The 14218-nt window shown below is 70.8% G+C and carries 14 protein-coding genes and 2 riboswitches; of the genes, 5 read left to right on the top strand and 9 right to left on the bottom strand.

Features of this window, described 5'->3' with window-relative positions; genetic code table 11:
* Position 1: 1 nt before the first annotated feature.
* The 5 genes from ACFOSY_RS31530 to ACFOSY_RS31550 form a co-directional block, all read right to left on the bottom strand.
* Positions 2-1006: an ABC transporter permease gene (locus tag ACFOSY_RS31530; protein ID WP_394313539.1), complete on the bottom strand. Its 1005-nt coding sequence runs from the start codon at positions 1004-1006 to the stop codon at positions 2-4.
* 107 nt (positions 1007-1113) lie between these two features.
* Complete coding sequence (locus tag ACFOSY_RS31535; protein WP_394313541.1) at positions 1114-2784, bottom strand: ABC transporter substrate-binding protein; 1671 nt, start codon at positions 2782-2784, stop codon at positions 1114-1116.
* 430 nt (positions 2785-3214) lie between these two features.
* Positions 3215-3997 (bottom strand): enhanced serine sensitivity protein SseB C-terminal domain-containing protein, encoded by a 783-nt coding sequence (locus ACFOSY_RS31540; protein WP_394313543.1) that lies wholly within the window; start codon positions 3995-3997, stop codon positions 3215-3217.
* A 373-nt stretch (positions 3998-4370) separates the two neighbouring features.
* The gene (locus tag ACFOSY_RS31545; RefSeq protein WP_225655251.1) at positions 4371-5147 is read right to left on the bottom strand and encodes an enhanced serine sensitivity protein SseB; all 777 of its coding nucleotides are present in this window, start codon (positions 5145-5147) and stop codon (positions 4371-4373) included.
* 51 nt (positions 5148-5198) lie between these two features.
* Positions 5199-5867 carry an AAA family ATPase gene (locus ACFOSY_RS31550; protein WP_394313546.1) on the bottom strand — a complete coding sequence of 223 codons (669 nt, stop codon included), beginning with the start codon at positions 5865-5867 and terminating at the stop codon, positions 5199-5201.
* A 224-nt stretch (positions 5868-6091) separates the two neighbouring features.
* Positions 6092-6192, top strand: a riboswitch (glycine riboswitch).
* Positions 6193-6315, top strand: a riboswitch (glycine riboswitch).
* 36 nt (positions 6316-6351) lie between these two features.
* Here ACFOSY_RS31550 and gcvT point away from each other — a divergent pair.
* The 5 genes from gcvT to ACFOSY_RS31575 all read left to right on the top strand — a co-directional run bounded on the left by gcvT (position 6352) and on the right by ACFOSY_RS31575 (position 11439).
* Positions 6352-7470 (top strand): glycine cleavage system aminomethyltransferase GcvT, encoded by a 1119-nt coding sequence (gcvT, locus tag ACFOSY_RS31555; protein ID WP_394313548.1) that lies wholly within the window; start codon positions 6352-6354, stop codon positions 7468-7470.
* A 136-nt stretch (positions 7471-7606) separates the two neighbouring features.
* Entirely contained in the window at positions 7607-7984 is a 378-nt protein-coding gene (gene gcvH / locus ACFOSY_RS31560; RefSeq protein WP_006134173.1) for a glycine cleavage system protein GcvH, read from the top strand.
* 13 nt (positions 7985-7997) lie between these two features.
* Entirely contained in the window at positions 7998-9257 is a 1260-nt protein-coding gene (gene glyA, locus ACFOSY_RS31565) for a serine hydroxymethyltransferase (RefSeq protein WP_394313551.1), read from the top strand.
* A gap of 156 nt (positions 9258-9413) precedes the next feature.
* A complete protein-coding gene (locus tag ACFOSY_RS31570; RefSeq protein WP_394313553.1) occupies positions 9414-10781 on the top strand; it encodes an L-serine ammonia-lyase in 1368 nt (455 codons plus the stop codon).
* Between the two features lie 103 nt (positions 10782-10884).
* Positions 10885-11439, top strand: a complete 555-nt coding sequence (locus ACFOSY_RS31575) for a glycoside hydrolase family 25 protein (RefSeq protein ID WP_394313555.1) — start codon at positions 10885-10887, stop codon at positions 11437-11439.
* Positions 11440-11466: 27 nt separating this feature from the next.
* Here ACFOSY_RS31575 and ACFOSY_RS31580 read toward each other — a convergent pair whose 3' ends face one another.
* From ACFOSY_RS31580 to ACFOSY_RS31595, 4 genes are all read right to left on the bottom strand, one after another.
* Positions 11467-12147, bottom strand: coding sequence for an NADPH-dependent F420 reductase (locus ACFOSY_RS31580; RefSeq protein WP_394313557.1), 681 nt, complete (start codon positions 12145-12147; stop codon positions 11467-11469).
* Positions 12148-12320: 173 nt separating this feature from the next.
* Complete coding sequence (locus tag ACFOSY_RS31585) at positions 12321-12533, bottom strand: EF-hand domain-containing protein (RefSeq protein ID WP_006134168.1); 213 nt, start codon at positions 12531-12533, stop codon at positions 12321-12323.
* 42 nt (positions 12534-12575) lie between these two features.
* Positions 12576-13490: a helix-turn-helix domain-containing protein gene (locus ACFOSY_RS31590; protein WP_394313559.1), complete on the bottom strand. Its 915-nt coding sequence runs from the start codon at positions 13488-13490 to the stop codon at positions 12576-12578.
* An 82-nt stretch (positions 13491-13572) separates the two neighbouring features.
* Positions 13573-14181, bottom strand: coding sequence for an ATP-binding protein (locus tag ACFOSY_RS31595; RefSeq protein ID WP_394313561.1), 609 nt, complete (start codon positions 14179-14181; stop codon positions 13573-13575).
* Positions 14182-14218 lie beyond the last annotated feature (37 nt).

The following is a 14218-nucleotide window of genomic DNA, read 5'->3' on the forward strand; positions in this document are numbered from 1 at the left end:
GTCAGTGCACCCGCACTCTCGGGTCGATGATGCTGTACGCCAGGTCCACCAGCAGGTTGATCAGGACGTACACCATCGCGATGAACATGATGAACCCGACCAGCACCGGGTAGTCACGGCCGTCGATCGACGTCTTGATGAAGTTGCCGATGCCGTTGAAGGAGAACACGGACTCGGTGAGGACGGCTCCGGACAGCAGGGAGCCGGTGAGCAGACCGACCGACGTGATGACGGGCAGCAGGGCGTTGCGCAGCACGTGACGGCCGCGGACGACACGGCGCTTGAGACCCTTGGCCTGCGCGGTGCGCACGTAGTCCTCGTCCTGCACCTCGAGCACGCTGGCGCGGGTCATGCGCACGATGACGGCGAGCGGGATGGAGGCGAGGGTGACGGCCGGCAGGATCAGGTGGTGGATCGCGTTCCACGAGGCGTCGAACTCGCCGGTGAGGACGCCGTCCAATACCGCGAAGCCGGTCACCTCGGTGGCGTTGATGCCGGTGTCCAGGCGTCCGTAGCTGGGGAAGAAGCCCAGCTTCACGGCCAGGACTTCCTTGAGGATCAGGCCCAGGAAGAAGACGGGGATGCAGATGCCCACGAGCGAGCCGGAGACCGCGCCGACGTCGAGCCAGCCGCCGCGCTTGCGGGCGGCGAGGTAACCGAGGGGGATGCCGACGGCCACCGCGATGATCATGGCCAGCAGGGACAGCTCCACCGTGGCCGGGAACCGGAGGAAGAACTCGTCCGTGACGGGCTGTCCGGTCTGGACGGAGGTTCCCAGGTCGCCCTGGAAGATGCGCTTGAGGAAGCGCCAGTACTGGACGTAAATGGGCTGGTCCAGTCCGAGCGCACGGTTGATGCGCGCCACTTCGGCGTCGGTGGCCCTCTCCCCCAGGATCGCTGAGGCGGGTCCACCGGGCAGCCGGTCGAGCCACAGGAAGAGCAGAACCGACAGGCCGAGCAGCGTGGGTATGAGCTGGAGCAGTCTTCGTACGACGAGACGCAGCACCCCGCTTGCCCCTTTCTTGCGTGTTGTCTTACATGAACGGACCCGCCCGGCCGCCGAGTTGCGACGGCCGGGCGGACCCCCCCGTTATCGGTTTTCTGCCGGTTCGCCTACTTGAAGGAGGCTTCGGCGAAGATCTCCTGCGTCAGCGGCGACACCTTCGGCGGGTTGACGTTCTTGGCGAAGGCGATGGCCGGCGGGGACGACGAGATCGGGACGCCGGGCAGGTAGTCCATGATGACCTCGTTGGCCTTCTGGTAGGCCGCGGTGCGCTCCTCGGCCTTGCCCAGCTTCGAGCCGGCGTTCACGGCGTCGAAGACCTTCTTGTCCCGGAAGCCCCACTGCTTGTCGTACTCGGCGAACCAGGTGCCGATGAAGTTGTAGCCGTCGTTGAAGTCACCGGTCCAGCCGAGCATGTGCAGGGCGCAGGAACCGGCCTCGGTGGCGTCCAGGTAGTCCGGGGCCCACTTCATGGCCTTCGGCTTGACCTTGATGCCGGCCTTCTCCAGGTCGGCCTTCATCAGCTCGAACAGGTCCTGCGGGGCAGGCATGTACGGGCGGGTGACCTCGGTCGGGTAGCAGAACTCGATGGTCAGGTTCTGCGCGCCGGCCTTCTTCAGCAGCTGCTTGGCCTTGGCGGGGTCGTACGGGTACTGCGTGACGTTCTTGGAGTAGCCCGCGATCGTGTCCGGCATGAACTGGTCGGCCACCTTGCCGCCCTCGGGCAGCTGGGTCTTGACCAGGTTCTCCTTGTCGATCGCCTGCGCGATCGCCTGGCGGACTTCCTTCTTCTTCAGGGCCGGGTTCGCCGACTGGCTCATGCCCACGTAGAAGAGGTTGAAGACACCACGGGTCGGGACGACGTAGCCCTCGTTCTCCAGGGTCTTGACGTCGGCCGGGGCGACGAGGTCGTAGCCGTCGATGTCACCGGCCTGGAGCGCCTGGCGGCGGCCCTCCTCGGTGTCGATGGTACGGAAGACCAGGTTCTTGATCTTGGCCTTCTCGCCCCAGTAGTCGTCGAAGCGCTCGAGGGTGACTTCCTTGTTGCCCTTGTTCCACTTGACGATCTTGTACGGGCCGGTGCCGGCGACCGTGCCGGCCTCCTGGCTGTACTTGGGGTACGTGATGGCGTCGCCCTTGGCGGTCGCCTCCTGCTTCTCGTACTCCTTGATCGCCTTCGGCGAGTGGATGGCGAGGGCGTTCAGCGAGAAGCCGCCGGGGAGGTTGGCGGTGGGCTTCTTGACCTCGATGACGGCGGTGTTCTCGTCCTTGGCCGTGCAGCTCTTGTAGTTGGCCTCGGGCGTCTCCGGGTCCTCGTTCTTCGCGAACCCGCCCATGACGGTCTGCCAGTAGTAGGAGACCGCGCTCGACTGGTAGGTGCCCTTCCAGTTGAACCAGTGGTCGTAGTTGGCGCAGACCGCGGCGGCGTTGAACGCCTCGCCGTCGTGGAACTTCACGCCCTTGCGGAGGTTGAAGGTCCAGACGGTACCCGCGTCGTTGCTCGACCAGGTCTCGGCGAGGCCGCCGACCAGCTTGGTTCCGCCGGGCTCGTGCTCGAGGAGGGCCTCGAACGCCTGGCGGGTCACACGGAAGGTTTCACCGTCACTCGCGAGGGCAGGGTCCAGGGAGCCCGGGTCGCCTGCACCGGCGAACACGAAGGTGTCCTTCGCGCCGCCGCTCTCGTTGTCGCTGTCCCGCTCGCTGGCGCAGCCCGTGGCGATCAGACCGACCGCGACCGCGGCCGTGATCGCCCGAGCGGCTCGGGTCTTGAATATGCGCATACTGGGGCCACTCCGGGTCCGCTATGTGGATGCATCTTGACCGGCCGAACACTACAGACGTTCGCAGTGAGTCAGGAACAGTCCGGATAGCGGTGATACCTACCTGAGATCTGAACACTTGACATAAGGGACTGTTCCGGCGTCCCAGCGCGTCGATTTAACGCTCCGGACACATCTGACGCCCTCACAAGTGCCGCTCATGAGGCCCGGGATGACGTGGAGACGCGGTGAAAGCGCAGGTGACAGGCGGTCAACGAGAGGTAGCTGACCGCACTCGCCGGAATCTGACGCAAAATCAGCGGTGGACGACTCAGAACGGAAGCCCCGATGGCCACCCCTGTCCATATTCTGGACACGGTCACGCTGCGTCACCGTACGGGAAACCCCCGGCAGCGGGTCAGCCGCCGGGGGCATCGGGAAGACCCACCGGTCAGAGGCGGTGCGCGGGCGGATAGCCGTAGCCCGTGGCGGGGGCCGGGGCGTGCGCCTCACGGTCGTAGAAGGGGCGCGCGTTGACGCGCAGCCACATCGCCACGGGGTCGTGCGCGTCGGCCATGGCGACGGTGGAGACGGGCAGCCCGTCGGGCACCGCGGACAGCGACTGCCGCATCATCGCCCGCACCGACTCCACGGCGGGCGGCGAGGTGTCGTAGACGTCCAGGCCGATGGCGAGGTACGGGGCGCCGAGGGCCGGCTGCACCCAGGCGCGGCGCAGCGCGCGCACGGCCGGGGTGCGGTGGGCGTTCTGCGCGAGAAGGGCGTAGAACTGCGGGATCTCGATGGCCGGTTCGGACAGCCGCAGCGGCCCTGCGGGCTGCTGGTCGAGTCCGCCGGCGATACGGCGCAGGTCCAGCCAGGGGATGCCGACGCCGCCGCCGGGCGCGTGCGGGTTGAGCCAGAGGCCGTAGCGGTCCGGGTAGAGCGCGCGGGCCACCTCCAGGCCGTCGACCACCTCGTACGAGCGGTTCCAGCCGCTGGCGGACAGCTCCTGGGCGGAGGTCACGCAGGGCGCGTAGCCGTGCCCTTCGACCTCCATGGTCCCGTACTGGGCGTCGGGCGAGCCGGCCTGGCCGTGCCAGAGCAGCATCCAGACCCGGCCGGACGAGGGGGTGGCGAGGGCGCGCAGCAAGGCCTCGTAGGCGTCGTAACGCCCGGGCGTCACCTGGCGCAGCATGTGCTCGACCTGTCCGGCCGCCGCGGTGCCAGCGCTCACTTGTATCGCCCCTCCGTACAACACCCTGCCGGCCAATGCCCCTAGCTTAAGCCGACGGCCACCGCCGGTCTGCGGTCAGTGCCGGAAGGCGGGCGATGAGGCCTCTCGTTCGGATCACCCCGGCGTCGGTGGCCTGGCACGCACTCCCCCACCGCCCTGAACGGGCGTGAGCACCCCCAGCGGCGTTGTCGTCGGTTGCCAACTCCCCCACGCTCGACTGCGCCCGTGCGGGCGGGGCCCCCATCGCGTTGACGCCCTCCTCCGCCTTGCGGCTGCACGCCCCGGACCCGGTCCGGGCCGGTCGACGGGGCACCGCGCTTCACGGTCGGCCTGATCCGAACGAAAGGCCCTGGCGGCGGATCGGGCGGGCGCGTCAGGCGCGCTGGTAGAAGGGGCGGACCTTGTGGCGCAGCCAGTCGGCGACCGGGTCCTGGGCCACGTCGAGGACGACGAGGTTGACCGGCCAGCGGGCGGGGCTGCGGCCCAGGGCGCGGCCGAGGGCGTCCAGCGGCAGCGCGCGGGGGTCGCCCTCCCAGTGCAGCAGCTCCACGCCGACGAACAGCACCGGGTCGGCCGTCTCGATGGCGGCCAGGCAGCGGCGGGCGGTCGCCACCACCCCGAGGGCCTCGAACTCCTGGGAGGCGGCGGCGAGGAAGTCCACCGGGTCGTCCTGCCAGTCCGGTTCGAACAGCCGGACCCGGCCGCCGCCCGCCGGGCCGTCCAGCGGGGAGCGCCCGGCCCGGCACAGGTCGGCCACCGCGGCCGGCGGCAGCGGGACGGCGACCGTGCCGCCCGGGTTGACCACGATGCCGGCCTGCGGGGGCAGTCCGCGGGCGAACTCCACGGCGGGCGCGATGGTGCAGCCCATGTGGGAGCCGACGACCTGGCGGAACTGCTCCTCGGAGCTGAAGACCGGCACGTACACCTGGCCGTCCAGGTCCATGGTGGGCAGGTCGAGGGGGCCGCTGTGCGGGCCGCCGCCGTTGGGCAGGGGCACCCACAGGAAGCTGCGGCCGAGCACCTCGACGATCCGTGCCCCCGCCGAGGGGACGCCGAGGGAGGCGGAGAGCGCCTCCTCCAGTTCGTTGCCGGGCCACCCGCCGTGCGGGTGGAAGTGCGTCCGGTCCGGGATGTCCGCCGGGAAGTCCATCTGTCGCCCACCGTCTGCCTGGTACCACTGCTTGGCGGAAAGGCTAGCCGGTCAGCCGGCGAAGCCGATCCGGCGCAGGGCGTCCGCGGCGTCCCGGTCGACGAGCACCGCCGAGGCGCAGCCCGCCGGCACCCGGCCGGACTCCACCGCCTCCAGCAGCCGGCCGCACGCGGTGCGGTGCCGCCGGAAGGCGTACCGCGAGACGCCCCGGCCCCGCTCCAGCTGGCCGGCCAGGGCCTCCTCGGCCGGGACGTCCAGCACCAGCAGATGCAGTGCGGCCCCGCGACGGCGGGCCTCGCGGGCCAGCCAGCGCCGCACCCAGGCCTGGGTGCCGCAGTCGTGCACGACGACCGGCCGGCCGGAGCGCAGCACGCGGCGCAGTCCCGCGTAGTGGGCGAGGCGGACCAGCGGGCGGTAGACCGCGTAGGGCAGCAGGCGGGGCATACGGCGGTCCCAGCGGTCGCGGGCGTCCTGGGAGTCGACGCGGGCGTCGTGCACCGCGCGCCGCATCAGCGTGGACTTGCCGCTGCCGGGCAGCCCGGTGACCACGACGAGGTCACGGGGGCCGAAGAGCAGGGCGCGCGGGCTGCGGCCGGAGCGGGCGCGCAGATCCTGGACGAGGGGGGCGGGCGCCGCGTCGCGGGCGCCACCGGCCCGGAGCGCGTGCTGCCGGGGCAGCGCGACGCCTGTGGTGCCGGCGTACGCCGTGGGCCTGTTCACCGTGGTCGTCCTCCCCTGGGGCCGGATATGAAGGTCCCGTCCCCGCCGCGTGTAAAGAGAAGGTAATGCCGGGTCGCTCTCGGTTGCGTGCTCATACCGCTACAGGCCTGTCACAGCTCCCTGTGACCGAGCCTGCACGAGCGGTGCACCCCCGGCAAGGGTCCCCCTGACGGTGTCCCGCGATGCGTGCAATGATGTGCGCGCCTAACTGCATACCGGCCGTTTGAATCCGCGCGGGAGAGTCCCCGGCACCGTGTGCCGCCGGGGCGCCGAAGGAGCAAGTCCCTCCCTTGAATCTCTCAGGCACCGTTACCGCGCGGGCGAGGCACATCTGAAAAGCGGGCCGCCGTCGCAGTGCTCCGGCTGCCCCACCCAAGGTGCAAGTCCTGGCCCCCGTCCGCCGGTGGTCATGGCGAACCTCTCAGGTTCCGATGACAGATGGGGAGGAACGACCTCGCCGTCATGCCCCCTGGGAGACCGACCGATGAGCAGTACCGAACCCCGTCGCACCGCGCTCGATGCCCTGCACCGGTCGCTCGGCGCGACCATGACCGACTTCGCCGGCTGGGACATGCCCCTGCGCTACGGCTCCGAGCGCGACGAGCACAACGCCGTGCGCACGAGGGCCGGCCTCTTCGACCTCTCGCACATGGGCGAGATCACCGTCACCGGCCCGGGGGCCGCCGCGCTCCTCGACCACGCGCTGGTGGGCAACATCTCCGGCGTGAAGCCGGGCCGCGCCCGCTACACGATGATCTGCCGTGAGGACGGCGGCATCCTGGACGACCTGATCGTCTACCGGCTCGGCGAGACCGAGTACATGGTCGTGGCCAACGCCTCCAACGCCCAGGTCGTGCTGGACGCCCTCACCGAGCGGGCCGACGGCTTCGACGCCGAGGTGCGCGACGACCGCGACGCGTACGCGCTGCTGGCCGTGCAGGGCCCCGAGTCCCCGGCGATCCTCCAGAGCCTCACCGACGCCGACCTGGACGGCCTGAAGTACTACGCCGGCCTGCCGGGCACCGTGGCCGGGGTCCCCGCGCTCATCGCCCGCACCGGCTACACCGGCGAGGACGGCTTCGAGCTGTTCGTGAAGCCGGAGCACGCCGTGGAGCTGTGGCAGGCGCTGACCAAGGCGGGCGAGGGCCACGGTCTGGTGCCGTGCGGCCTGTCCTGCCGGGACACGCTCCGCCTGGAGGCGGGCATGCCGCTGTACGGCAACGAGCTGAGCACCTCGCTGACGCCCTTCGACGCCGGTCTGGGCCGGGTGGTGAAGTTCGAGAAGGAGGGCGACTTCGTCGGCCGCGCCGCCCTCGCCGAGGCCGCCGAGCGCGCCGCGCAGAACCCGCCGCGCGTCCTGGTCGGCCTGGTCGCCCACGGCCGCCGGGTGCCGCGCGCCGGGTACGCGGTGGTGGCCGGCGGCGAGAAGATCGGCGAGGTCACCTCCGGCGCCCCCTCCCCCACCCTGGGCAGGCCGATCGCCATGGCCTACGTCGACGCGCGCCACGCGGAGCCGGGCACCGAGGGCGTCGGCGTGGACATCCGCGGCAGCCACGAGCCGTACGACGTCGTGGCGCTGCCGTTCTACAAGCGGCAGAAGTGACACCGTCGTAGACAGCCTCCGGGCAGTCCTCGGCAGTTCTCGCGCGTGTGTGCGGCGCGGGCGTTCCACCCGTCCGGCCGTGTTCCGCGCCGTCCCCGTTCACCAGCAGTTTCCCGCGTACAGGAGAATTCAGGCCATGAGCAACCCCCAGCAGCTGCGCTACAGCAAGGAGCACGAGTGGCTGTCGGCCGCCGAGGACGGCGTGTCGACGGTCGGCATCACGGAGCACGCGGCCAACGCGCTCGGCGACGTGGTCTTCGTGCAGCTCCCCGAGGTCGGTGACACCGTGAGCGCGGGCGAGACCTGCGGCGAGCTGGAGTCCACCAAGTCCGTCAGCGACCTGTACTCCCCCGTCTCCGGCGAGGTCACCGAGGTCAACGAGGACGTCGTGAACGACCCGGCGCTGGTGAACTCGGCCCCCTTCGAGGGCGGCTGGCTGTTCAAGGTGCGGGTCGCCGAGGAGCCGGCCGACCTGCTGTCCGCCGCCGAGTACGACGCGTTCGTCGCGGGCTGAGGAGCCTAACCGCATGTCGCTTCTGAACACGCCTCTGCACGAGCTCGACCCGGCGGTGGCCGCCGCGGTCGACGCAGAGCTGCACCGGCAGCAGTCCACCCTCGAGATGATCGCCTCGGAGAACTTCGCCCCGGTCGCGGTCATGGAGGCCCAGGGCTCGGTCCTCACCAACAAGTACGCCGAGGGCTACCCCGGCCGCCGCTACTACGGCGGCTGCGAGCACGTCGACGTGATCGAGCAGATCGCCATCGACCGGGTGAAGGAGCTGTTCGGCGCCGAGCACGCCAACGTCCAGCCGCACTCGGGCGCCCAGGCCAACGCGGCCGCGATGTTCGCGCTGCTCAAGCCCGGCGACACGATCATGGGTCTGAACCTCGCGCACGGCGGGCACCTGACCCACGGCATGAAGATCAACTTCTCCGGCAAGCTCTACAACGTGGTCGCGTACCACGTGGGCGACGACGGCCAGGTCGACATGGCCGAGGTCGAGCGCCTCGCCAAGGAGAACAAGCCGAAGCTGATCGTCGCCGGCTGGTCGGCGTACCCGCGTCAGCTGGACTTCGCCGCGTTCCGCCGGATCGCGGACGAGGTCGGCGCGTACCTCATGGTCGACATGGCGCACTTCGCCGGTCTGGTCGCCGCGGGCCTGCACCCGAACCCGGTGCCGCACGCCCACGTCGTGACCACCACCACCCACAAGACCCTCGGCGGTCCGCGCGGCGGTGTGATCCTCTCCACGGCCGAGCTGGCCAAGAAGATCAACTCCGCGGTGTTCCCCGGTCAGCAGGGCGGTCCGCTGGAGCACGTCGTCGCCGCCAAGGCCGTCGCCTTCAAGGTCGCCGCGAGCGAGGACTTCAAGGAGCGCCAGCGCCGCACCCTGGAGGGCGCCCGCATCCTGGCCGAGCGTCTGGTGCGGGACGACGTGAAGGCCGTGGGCGTGGACGTGCTGTCCGGCGGCACCGACGTGCACCTCGTCCTGGTCGACCTGCGGAACTCCGAGCTGGACGGCCAGCAGGCCGAGGACCGGCTCCACGAGGTCGGGATCACCGTCAACCGGAACGCGATCCCGAACGACCCGCGCCCGCCGATGGTCACCTCGGGCCTGCGCATCGGCACGCCCGCCCTCGCCACCCGCGGCTTCACGGCCGAGGACTTCGCCGAGGTCGCGGACGTGATCGCCGAGGCGCTGAAGCCGTCGTACGACGCCGAGGCGCTCCGGGGCCGGGTCGCGGCGCTGGCCGCGAAGCACCCGCTGTACCCCGGTCTGAAGTAGTTCCGTACGCTTTCGTACGTACGGACATCCGGGGCATCGCGCACACTGGGTCAGTGGGCGCGGTGCCCCGCTCCGTGCCGCGCGCCTCCCGCGCGCTCCCTGTACCACCCTCCCCCGGCGGACAGCGCCGTCCGTCACACGCTTAGGAGTCCTCCCGTGGCCATCTCGGTCTTCGACCTGTTCTCGATCGGCATCGGCCCGTCCAGCTCGCACACGGTCGGCCCGATGCGGGCGGCCCGGATGTTCGCCCGGCGGCTGCGCAACGAGGACCTGCTGGACTCGGTCGTCTCGGTCCGGGCGGAGCTGTACGGCTCCCTCGGCGCCACCGGGCACGGCCACGGCACGCCCAAGGCGGTGCTGCTCGGCCTGGAGGGCGACTCGCCGCGCACGGTGGACGTGGAGTCGGCCGACGAGCGGGTGGAGAAGATCAAGGACGGCGGCCGGATCCGGCTGCTCGGCGAGCACGAGATCGCGTTCTCCTTCGACGACGACCTGGTGCTGCACCGCCGCAAGGCGCTCCCCTACCACGCCAACGGCATGACCCTATGGGCGTACGACGCCGCCGGCGCCGAGCTGCTGGCCAAGACCTACTACTCGGTCGGCGGCGGTTTCGTCGTCGACGAGGACGCGGTGGGCGCGGACCGCATCGTGCTGGACGACACGGTCCTGAAGTACCCCTTCCGCACCGGCGACGAGCTGCTGCGGCTGACGCGGGAGACCGGCCTGTCGATCTCCGCGCTGATGCTGGAGAACGAGCGCGCCTGGCGGACCGAGGAGGAGATCCGCGAAGGGCTGCTGGAGATCTGGCGCGTGATGCGGGCCTGCGTGGAGCGGGGCATGTCCCGCGAGGGCATCCTGCCGGGCGGCCTGAAGGTCCGCCGCCGGGCCGCCACCACCGCCCGCAAGCTGCGTTCCGAGGGCGACCCGCAGGCGCTCGCGATGGAGTGGATCACCCTCTACGCGATGGCGGTGAACGAGGAGAACGCGGCCGGCGGCCGGGTCGTCACGGCGCCGACCAACGGCGCGGCCGGCATCATCCCGGCCGTCCTGCACTACTACATGAACTTCGTGCCGGGCGCCGACGAGGAGGGCGTGGTCCGCTTCCTGCTCGCGGCGGGCGCCATCGGCATGCTCTTCAAGGAGAACGCCTCCATCTCCGGCGCCGAGGTCGGCTGCCAGGGCGAGGTGGGCTCCGCCTGCTCGATGGCGGCGGGCGCGCTGGCGGAGGTGCTGGGCGGCTCCCCGGAGCAGGTGGAGAACGCGGCCGAGATCGGCATGGAGCACAACCTGGGGCTGACCTGCGACCCGGTGGGGGGCCTGGTGCAGATCCCGTGCATCGAGCGCAACGGCATGGCCGCGGTGAAGGCGGTGACCGCCGCCCGGATGGCGATGCGCGGCGACGGCTCGCACAAGGTGTCCCTGGACAAGGTCATCAAGACCATGAAGGAGACCGGGGCGGACATGTCGGTGAAGTACAAGGAGACCGCGCGCGGCGGGCTCGCGGTGAACATCATCGAGTGCTGAGCGCGTGCTCCGACGGGTGCTGAACAGGGCTTTGCGTCAGGCAGGTTGAAACGGGGAACAATACAACTCCCGTCCCCCCACGGCACCACACGGGAGAACCTGCATGCTGCGTGGCATCGACGTCAGTTCCCACCAGTCCTCCTCGTACGACACGGACGGCCTTTCCTTCGTCTTCGTCAAGGCGACGGAGGGCCGTTCGTACGTGAATCCGAAACTGGCCGCCCAGACCAAGCGGGGCCGGGACGCCGGTCTGGTCGTCGGGTTCTACCACTTCCTCTGGCCGGGGAATCTCACCGCACAGGCCGAGTACTTCGTCGCCAAGGCGCCCGAGAAGCGGGGCGACATCCTCGCGGTGGACTGGGAGACGACGGGGGAGGGAACGCGGGCCAGCAACGCGGAGAAGGACCGCTTCATCCGCAAGGTAAAGGAGCTGAGGCCGCACCACAGGGTGATCCTTTATGCGAACAGGCACTTCTGGCTCAACGTCGACACCACTTCCTACGCAGGCGACGGGCTCTGGATCGCCGACTACGTCACCGCCGGGAAGCCGCGCATCCAGGCGGACTGGCGTTTCCACCAGTACACCGACGACCCGCTGGACAGGAACGTCGCGGACTTCTCCAGCGAGTCGGCGCTGCGGGAATGGGCCGGGGGCTGAGGCGCCCCGGCCTCTCGGCGTGACGGCCTAGCCGCGGAACTCCTCCTGGCGTTCCGGGGAGGCCTCGGCGAGGGCACGGGTGACGGCGTCGGCGTCGCCGCGCAGGCCGTAGACGGGGGTGCCGGGCTGCTGGCGCCAGGAGTCGTCGATGCCGCCCGCGTCGACGGTGTCGAAGCCCAGCTCCTCGATCAGGTCGCGGACCTTGCGCTTGGCCGCCTCGTCGTCGCCGGCGACGGGCAGGGCCATGCGCTCCGGGTCGCCCTTCGGGCGGTGCCGGTCCAGCAGGTCCTGGGCGTAGGTGCCGTTGAACGCCTTGACGACGGGGTGCCCGATCCGGCCCTCCGTCCAGCGGCTCTCCGTGACGCCCTCGTCCTCGATGCCGGCGATCCTGCCGTCGCGCCCGCGCGGGTAGTAGTTGCCGGTGTCGATGACGGCCAGGCCCTCCGCGGCCTCGTCGAACAGTCCGGAGGGCAGGTCCGGCACGGCCTTGAGCGGCACGGTGACGACGGCGATCTCGGCGCCGCGGGCGGCCTCCTCGACCCTCACCGGGGTCGCGCCGGTCTCCTCCGCCAGGTCCTTCAGCGTGTGCGGGCCGCGGGAATTGGCGACGGACACGTCGTGACCGAGGGCCGTGAGCCGCCGTGTGAGGTTTCCGCCGATGTTGCCCGCGCCGATGATGCCGATCTTCATGTCTGTTCGCCTCGCCATTCCGGGGGTCGATGTCGCCGAGGTTCCAGGGAAACTCCGACGAGCGGCTCCAACACCGGGCGCGGGCAGGCTATTCCGGGACTTTCACCCGTCCGGCTCTGCGCGGCGGGACGGAACATTCCCCGGCGCCGGGATTCCGGCGCCGGGGAATGTCCTGTCCCACGGATCGGGTCCTACTTGTTCAGGTGGGCCCAGAACTCGTCGAAGGACAGGAGCTTGTCGCCGTCGAGGTCCCGCGACTTGATGACGGCCTCGGCGACCGCCTCGGTGACGTTCCAGTCACCGCCCTGGGCGAGCGCGGTCTTGAACTCGGCAGCGGTGATGAACCCGTCCCCGTTCGTGTCGATCCGCTCGAACTGCTTGCGTGCTTCCTCGATGTCCGCCACCGATCCGCCCCTCATTTCGTGCTGGTACTGACGCGGGCAAGATTATCCGGCGGCCCGCGCCTCCAGTGCGGCGACCACCCACCCGAACTCCTCGGCGTGGGCGGAGGGCCGTTCCACGCCGTTCACCACGGCGGACAGTTCGCGGTAGCGGTTGAGGCGCGGGTCGGCCACCGCCGCGAGGCGCTTCAGCACGGCGGCCGGGTCGGCGTCGCCGATCAGCTCGCGCAGCACGGCGGCGGCGCGGGGGGTGCCGGGCTCGACGCCCTCGCGCAGGGCGTCGCCGGCGGTGCGGATCAGGCGGCTCATGAACCACAGGGAGCTGCCGCTGGGGACGTCCGGTCCCCGGTCCGCGGCGTTGAACTCGATCATCCTGCGCATGGTGGTGCGGAACTCCGGGTCCTGGATCAGCTCGACCAGTTCCACCCAGGCGTCCACCTGCTCGGGGGTGGGGTCGTCGGGCAGGTCGGCCGCGGCGAACCGCAGACGGCTCCGGATGTCGGGGTCCGCGGTGTCGAGGCCCTCGAAGATCTCGGTCATGAAGTCGTCGAGGATGCGGGCGCGCTCGGCGGCGGACAGTCGGGCCAGTCGGTTCATCAGGGTCGTCTCCTCGGCGGTCGAGCCTCGTCGGGCCACGGTCGACAGCACCGCGCGGGTCACCTTCAGCGACCGGATCCGCGCGTCCAGGGCGGTCACGTGCGCGGCGGCGACCTGGGCGACCGTCGTCTCGCCGGTGAGCACCCGGCGTACGTCGTCGAGGCCGAGGCCCAGTTCGCGCAGGGTGCGGACCAGTTCCAGCCGGGCGACGGAGGCGGCGTCGTAGAGCCGGTAGCCGCCCGCGGACCGCGCCACGGGCGGCAGGGCGCCCTCGTCGGACCAGTAGCGGATGGTGCGCACGGACAGGCCGGTGGCGCGGGCGAGCGCCCCGATGGTGAGGAGCCCGGTGCCGTCGTGGGTCATGTCGGGGAGTGTGGGCCTTCCAGCGGGTGGAGACTCAAGCGGAGTCCCGCGGGGGCCTTCCCGGCCGCCCGGGGCGCGTGCCTCAGCGGTCCACCACGCGCATCTCGAACCAGGTGGTCTTGCCGTGGGAGAGGAGGTCGACGCCCCAGCGGTCGGCGAGCTTGTCGACGAGGAACAGGCCGCGCCCGCTGATGTCCAGGTCCTGCACCGGCATCAGACAGGGCAGGGCGCGGGACGGGTCGCGGACCTCGACGCGGATCCAGCCCCGGCGGTGCCGCATGCGCAGGCCGAAGGCACGGGCGCCGGTGTGGCGTACGGCGTTGCCGACGAGTTCCGACACGAGCAGCACGGCGTCCTCGGTGAGCTGCGGGGTCAGGCCCCAGCGGCGCAGGACGACGATCTGGACCAGTCGGCGGGCGACGGCGGCGGACTCGGGAAGGGACGGGAGCGGAACTTCACCCTCCGAGGGGTCCCCGTGCACCTCCAGTGCGTGCACGGCACGTTCGTCCTCAACCGTCGGCGACCAGCGTGACGCGATGGCGCGTCCGTCTCCCCGCGGCTGTTCCATGCCCTCCAGCCCCGCCATGACCCCATCATGGCCACCCATCGGGGCGGCCGGGGCCGTCTCGAGGGAATACGCCCCCCGTGCGCCCCTGTCCGACGCCGGTCCTCCGGCATGTGCCACAGGCATGTCGATGCCCTCGAAAGCCTGCTCGACCTGCGACAAC

Source organism: Streptomyces lusitanus (genome assembly GCF_042647945.1).
GTDB lineage: Bacteria > Actinomycetota > Actinomycetes > Streptomycetales > Streptomycetaceae > Streptomyces > Streptomyces pseudogriseolus.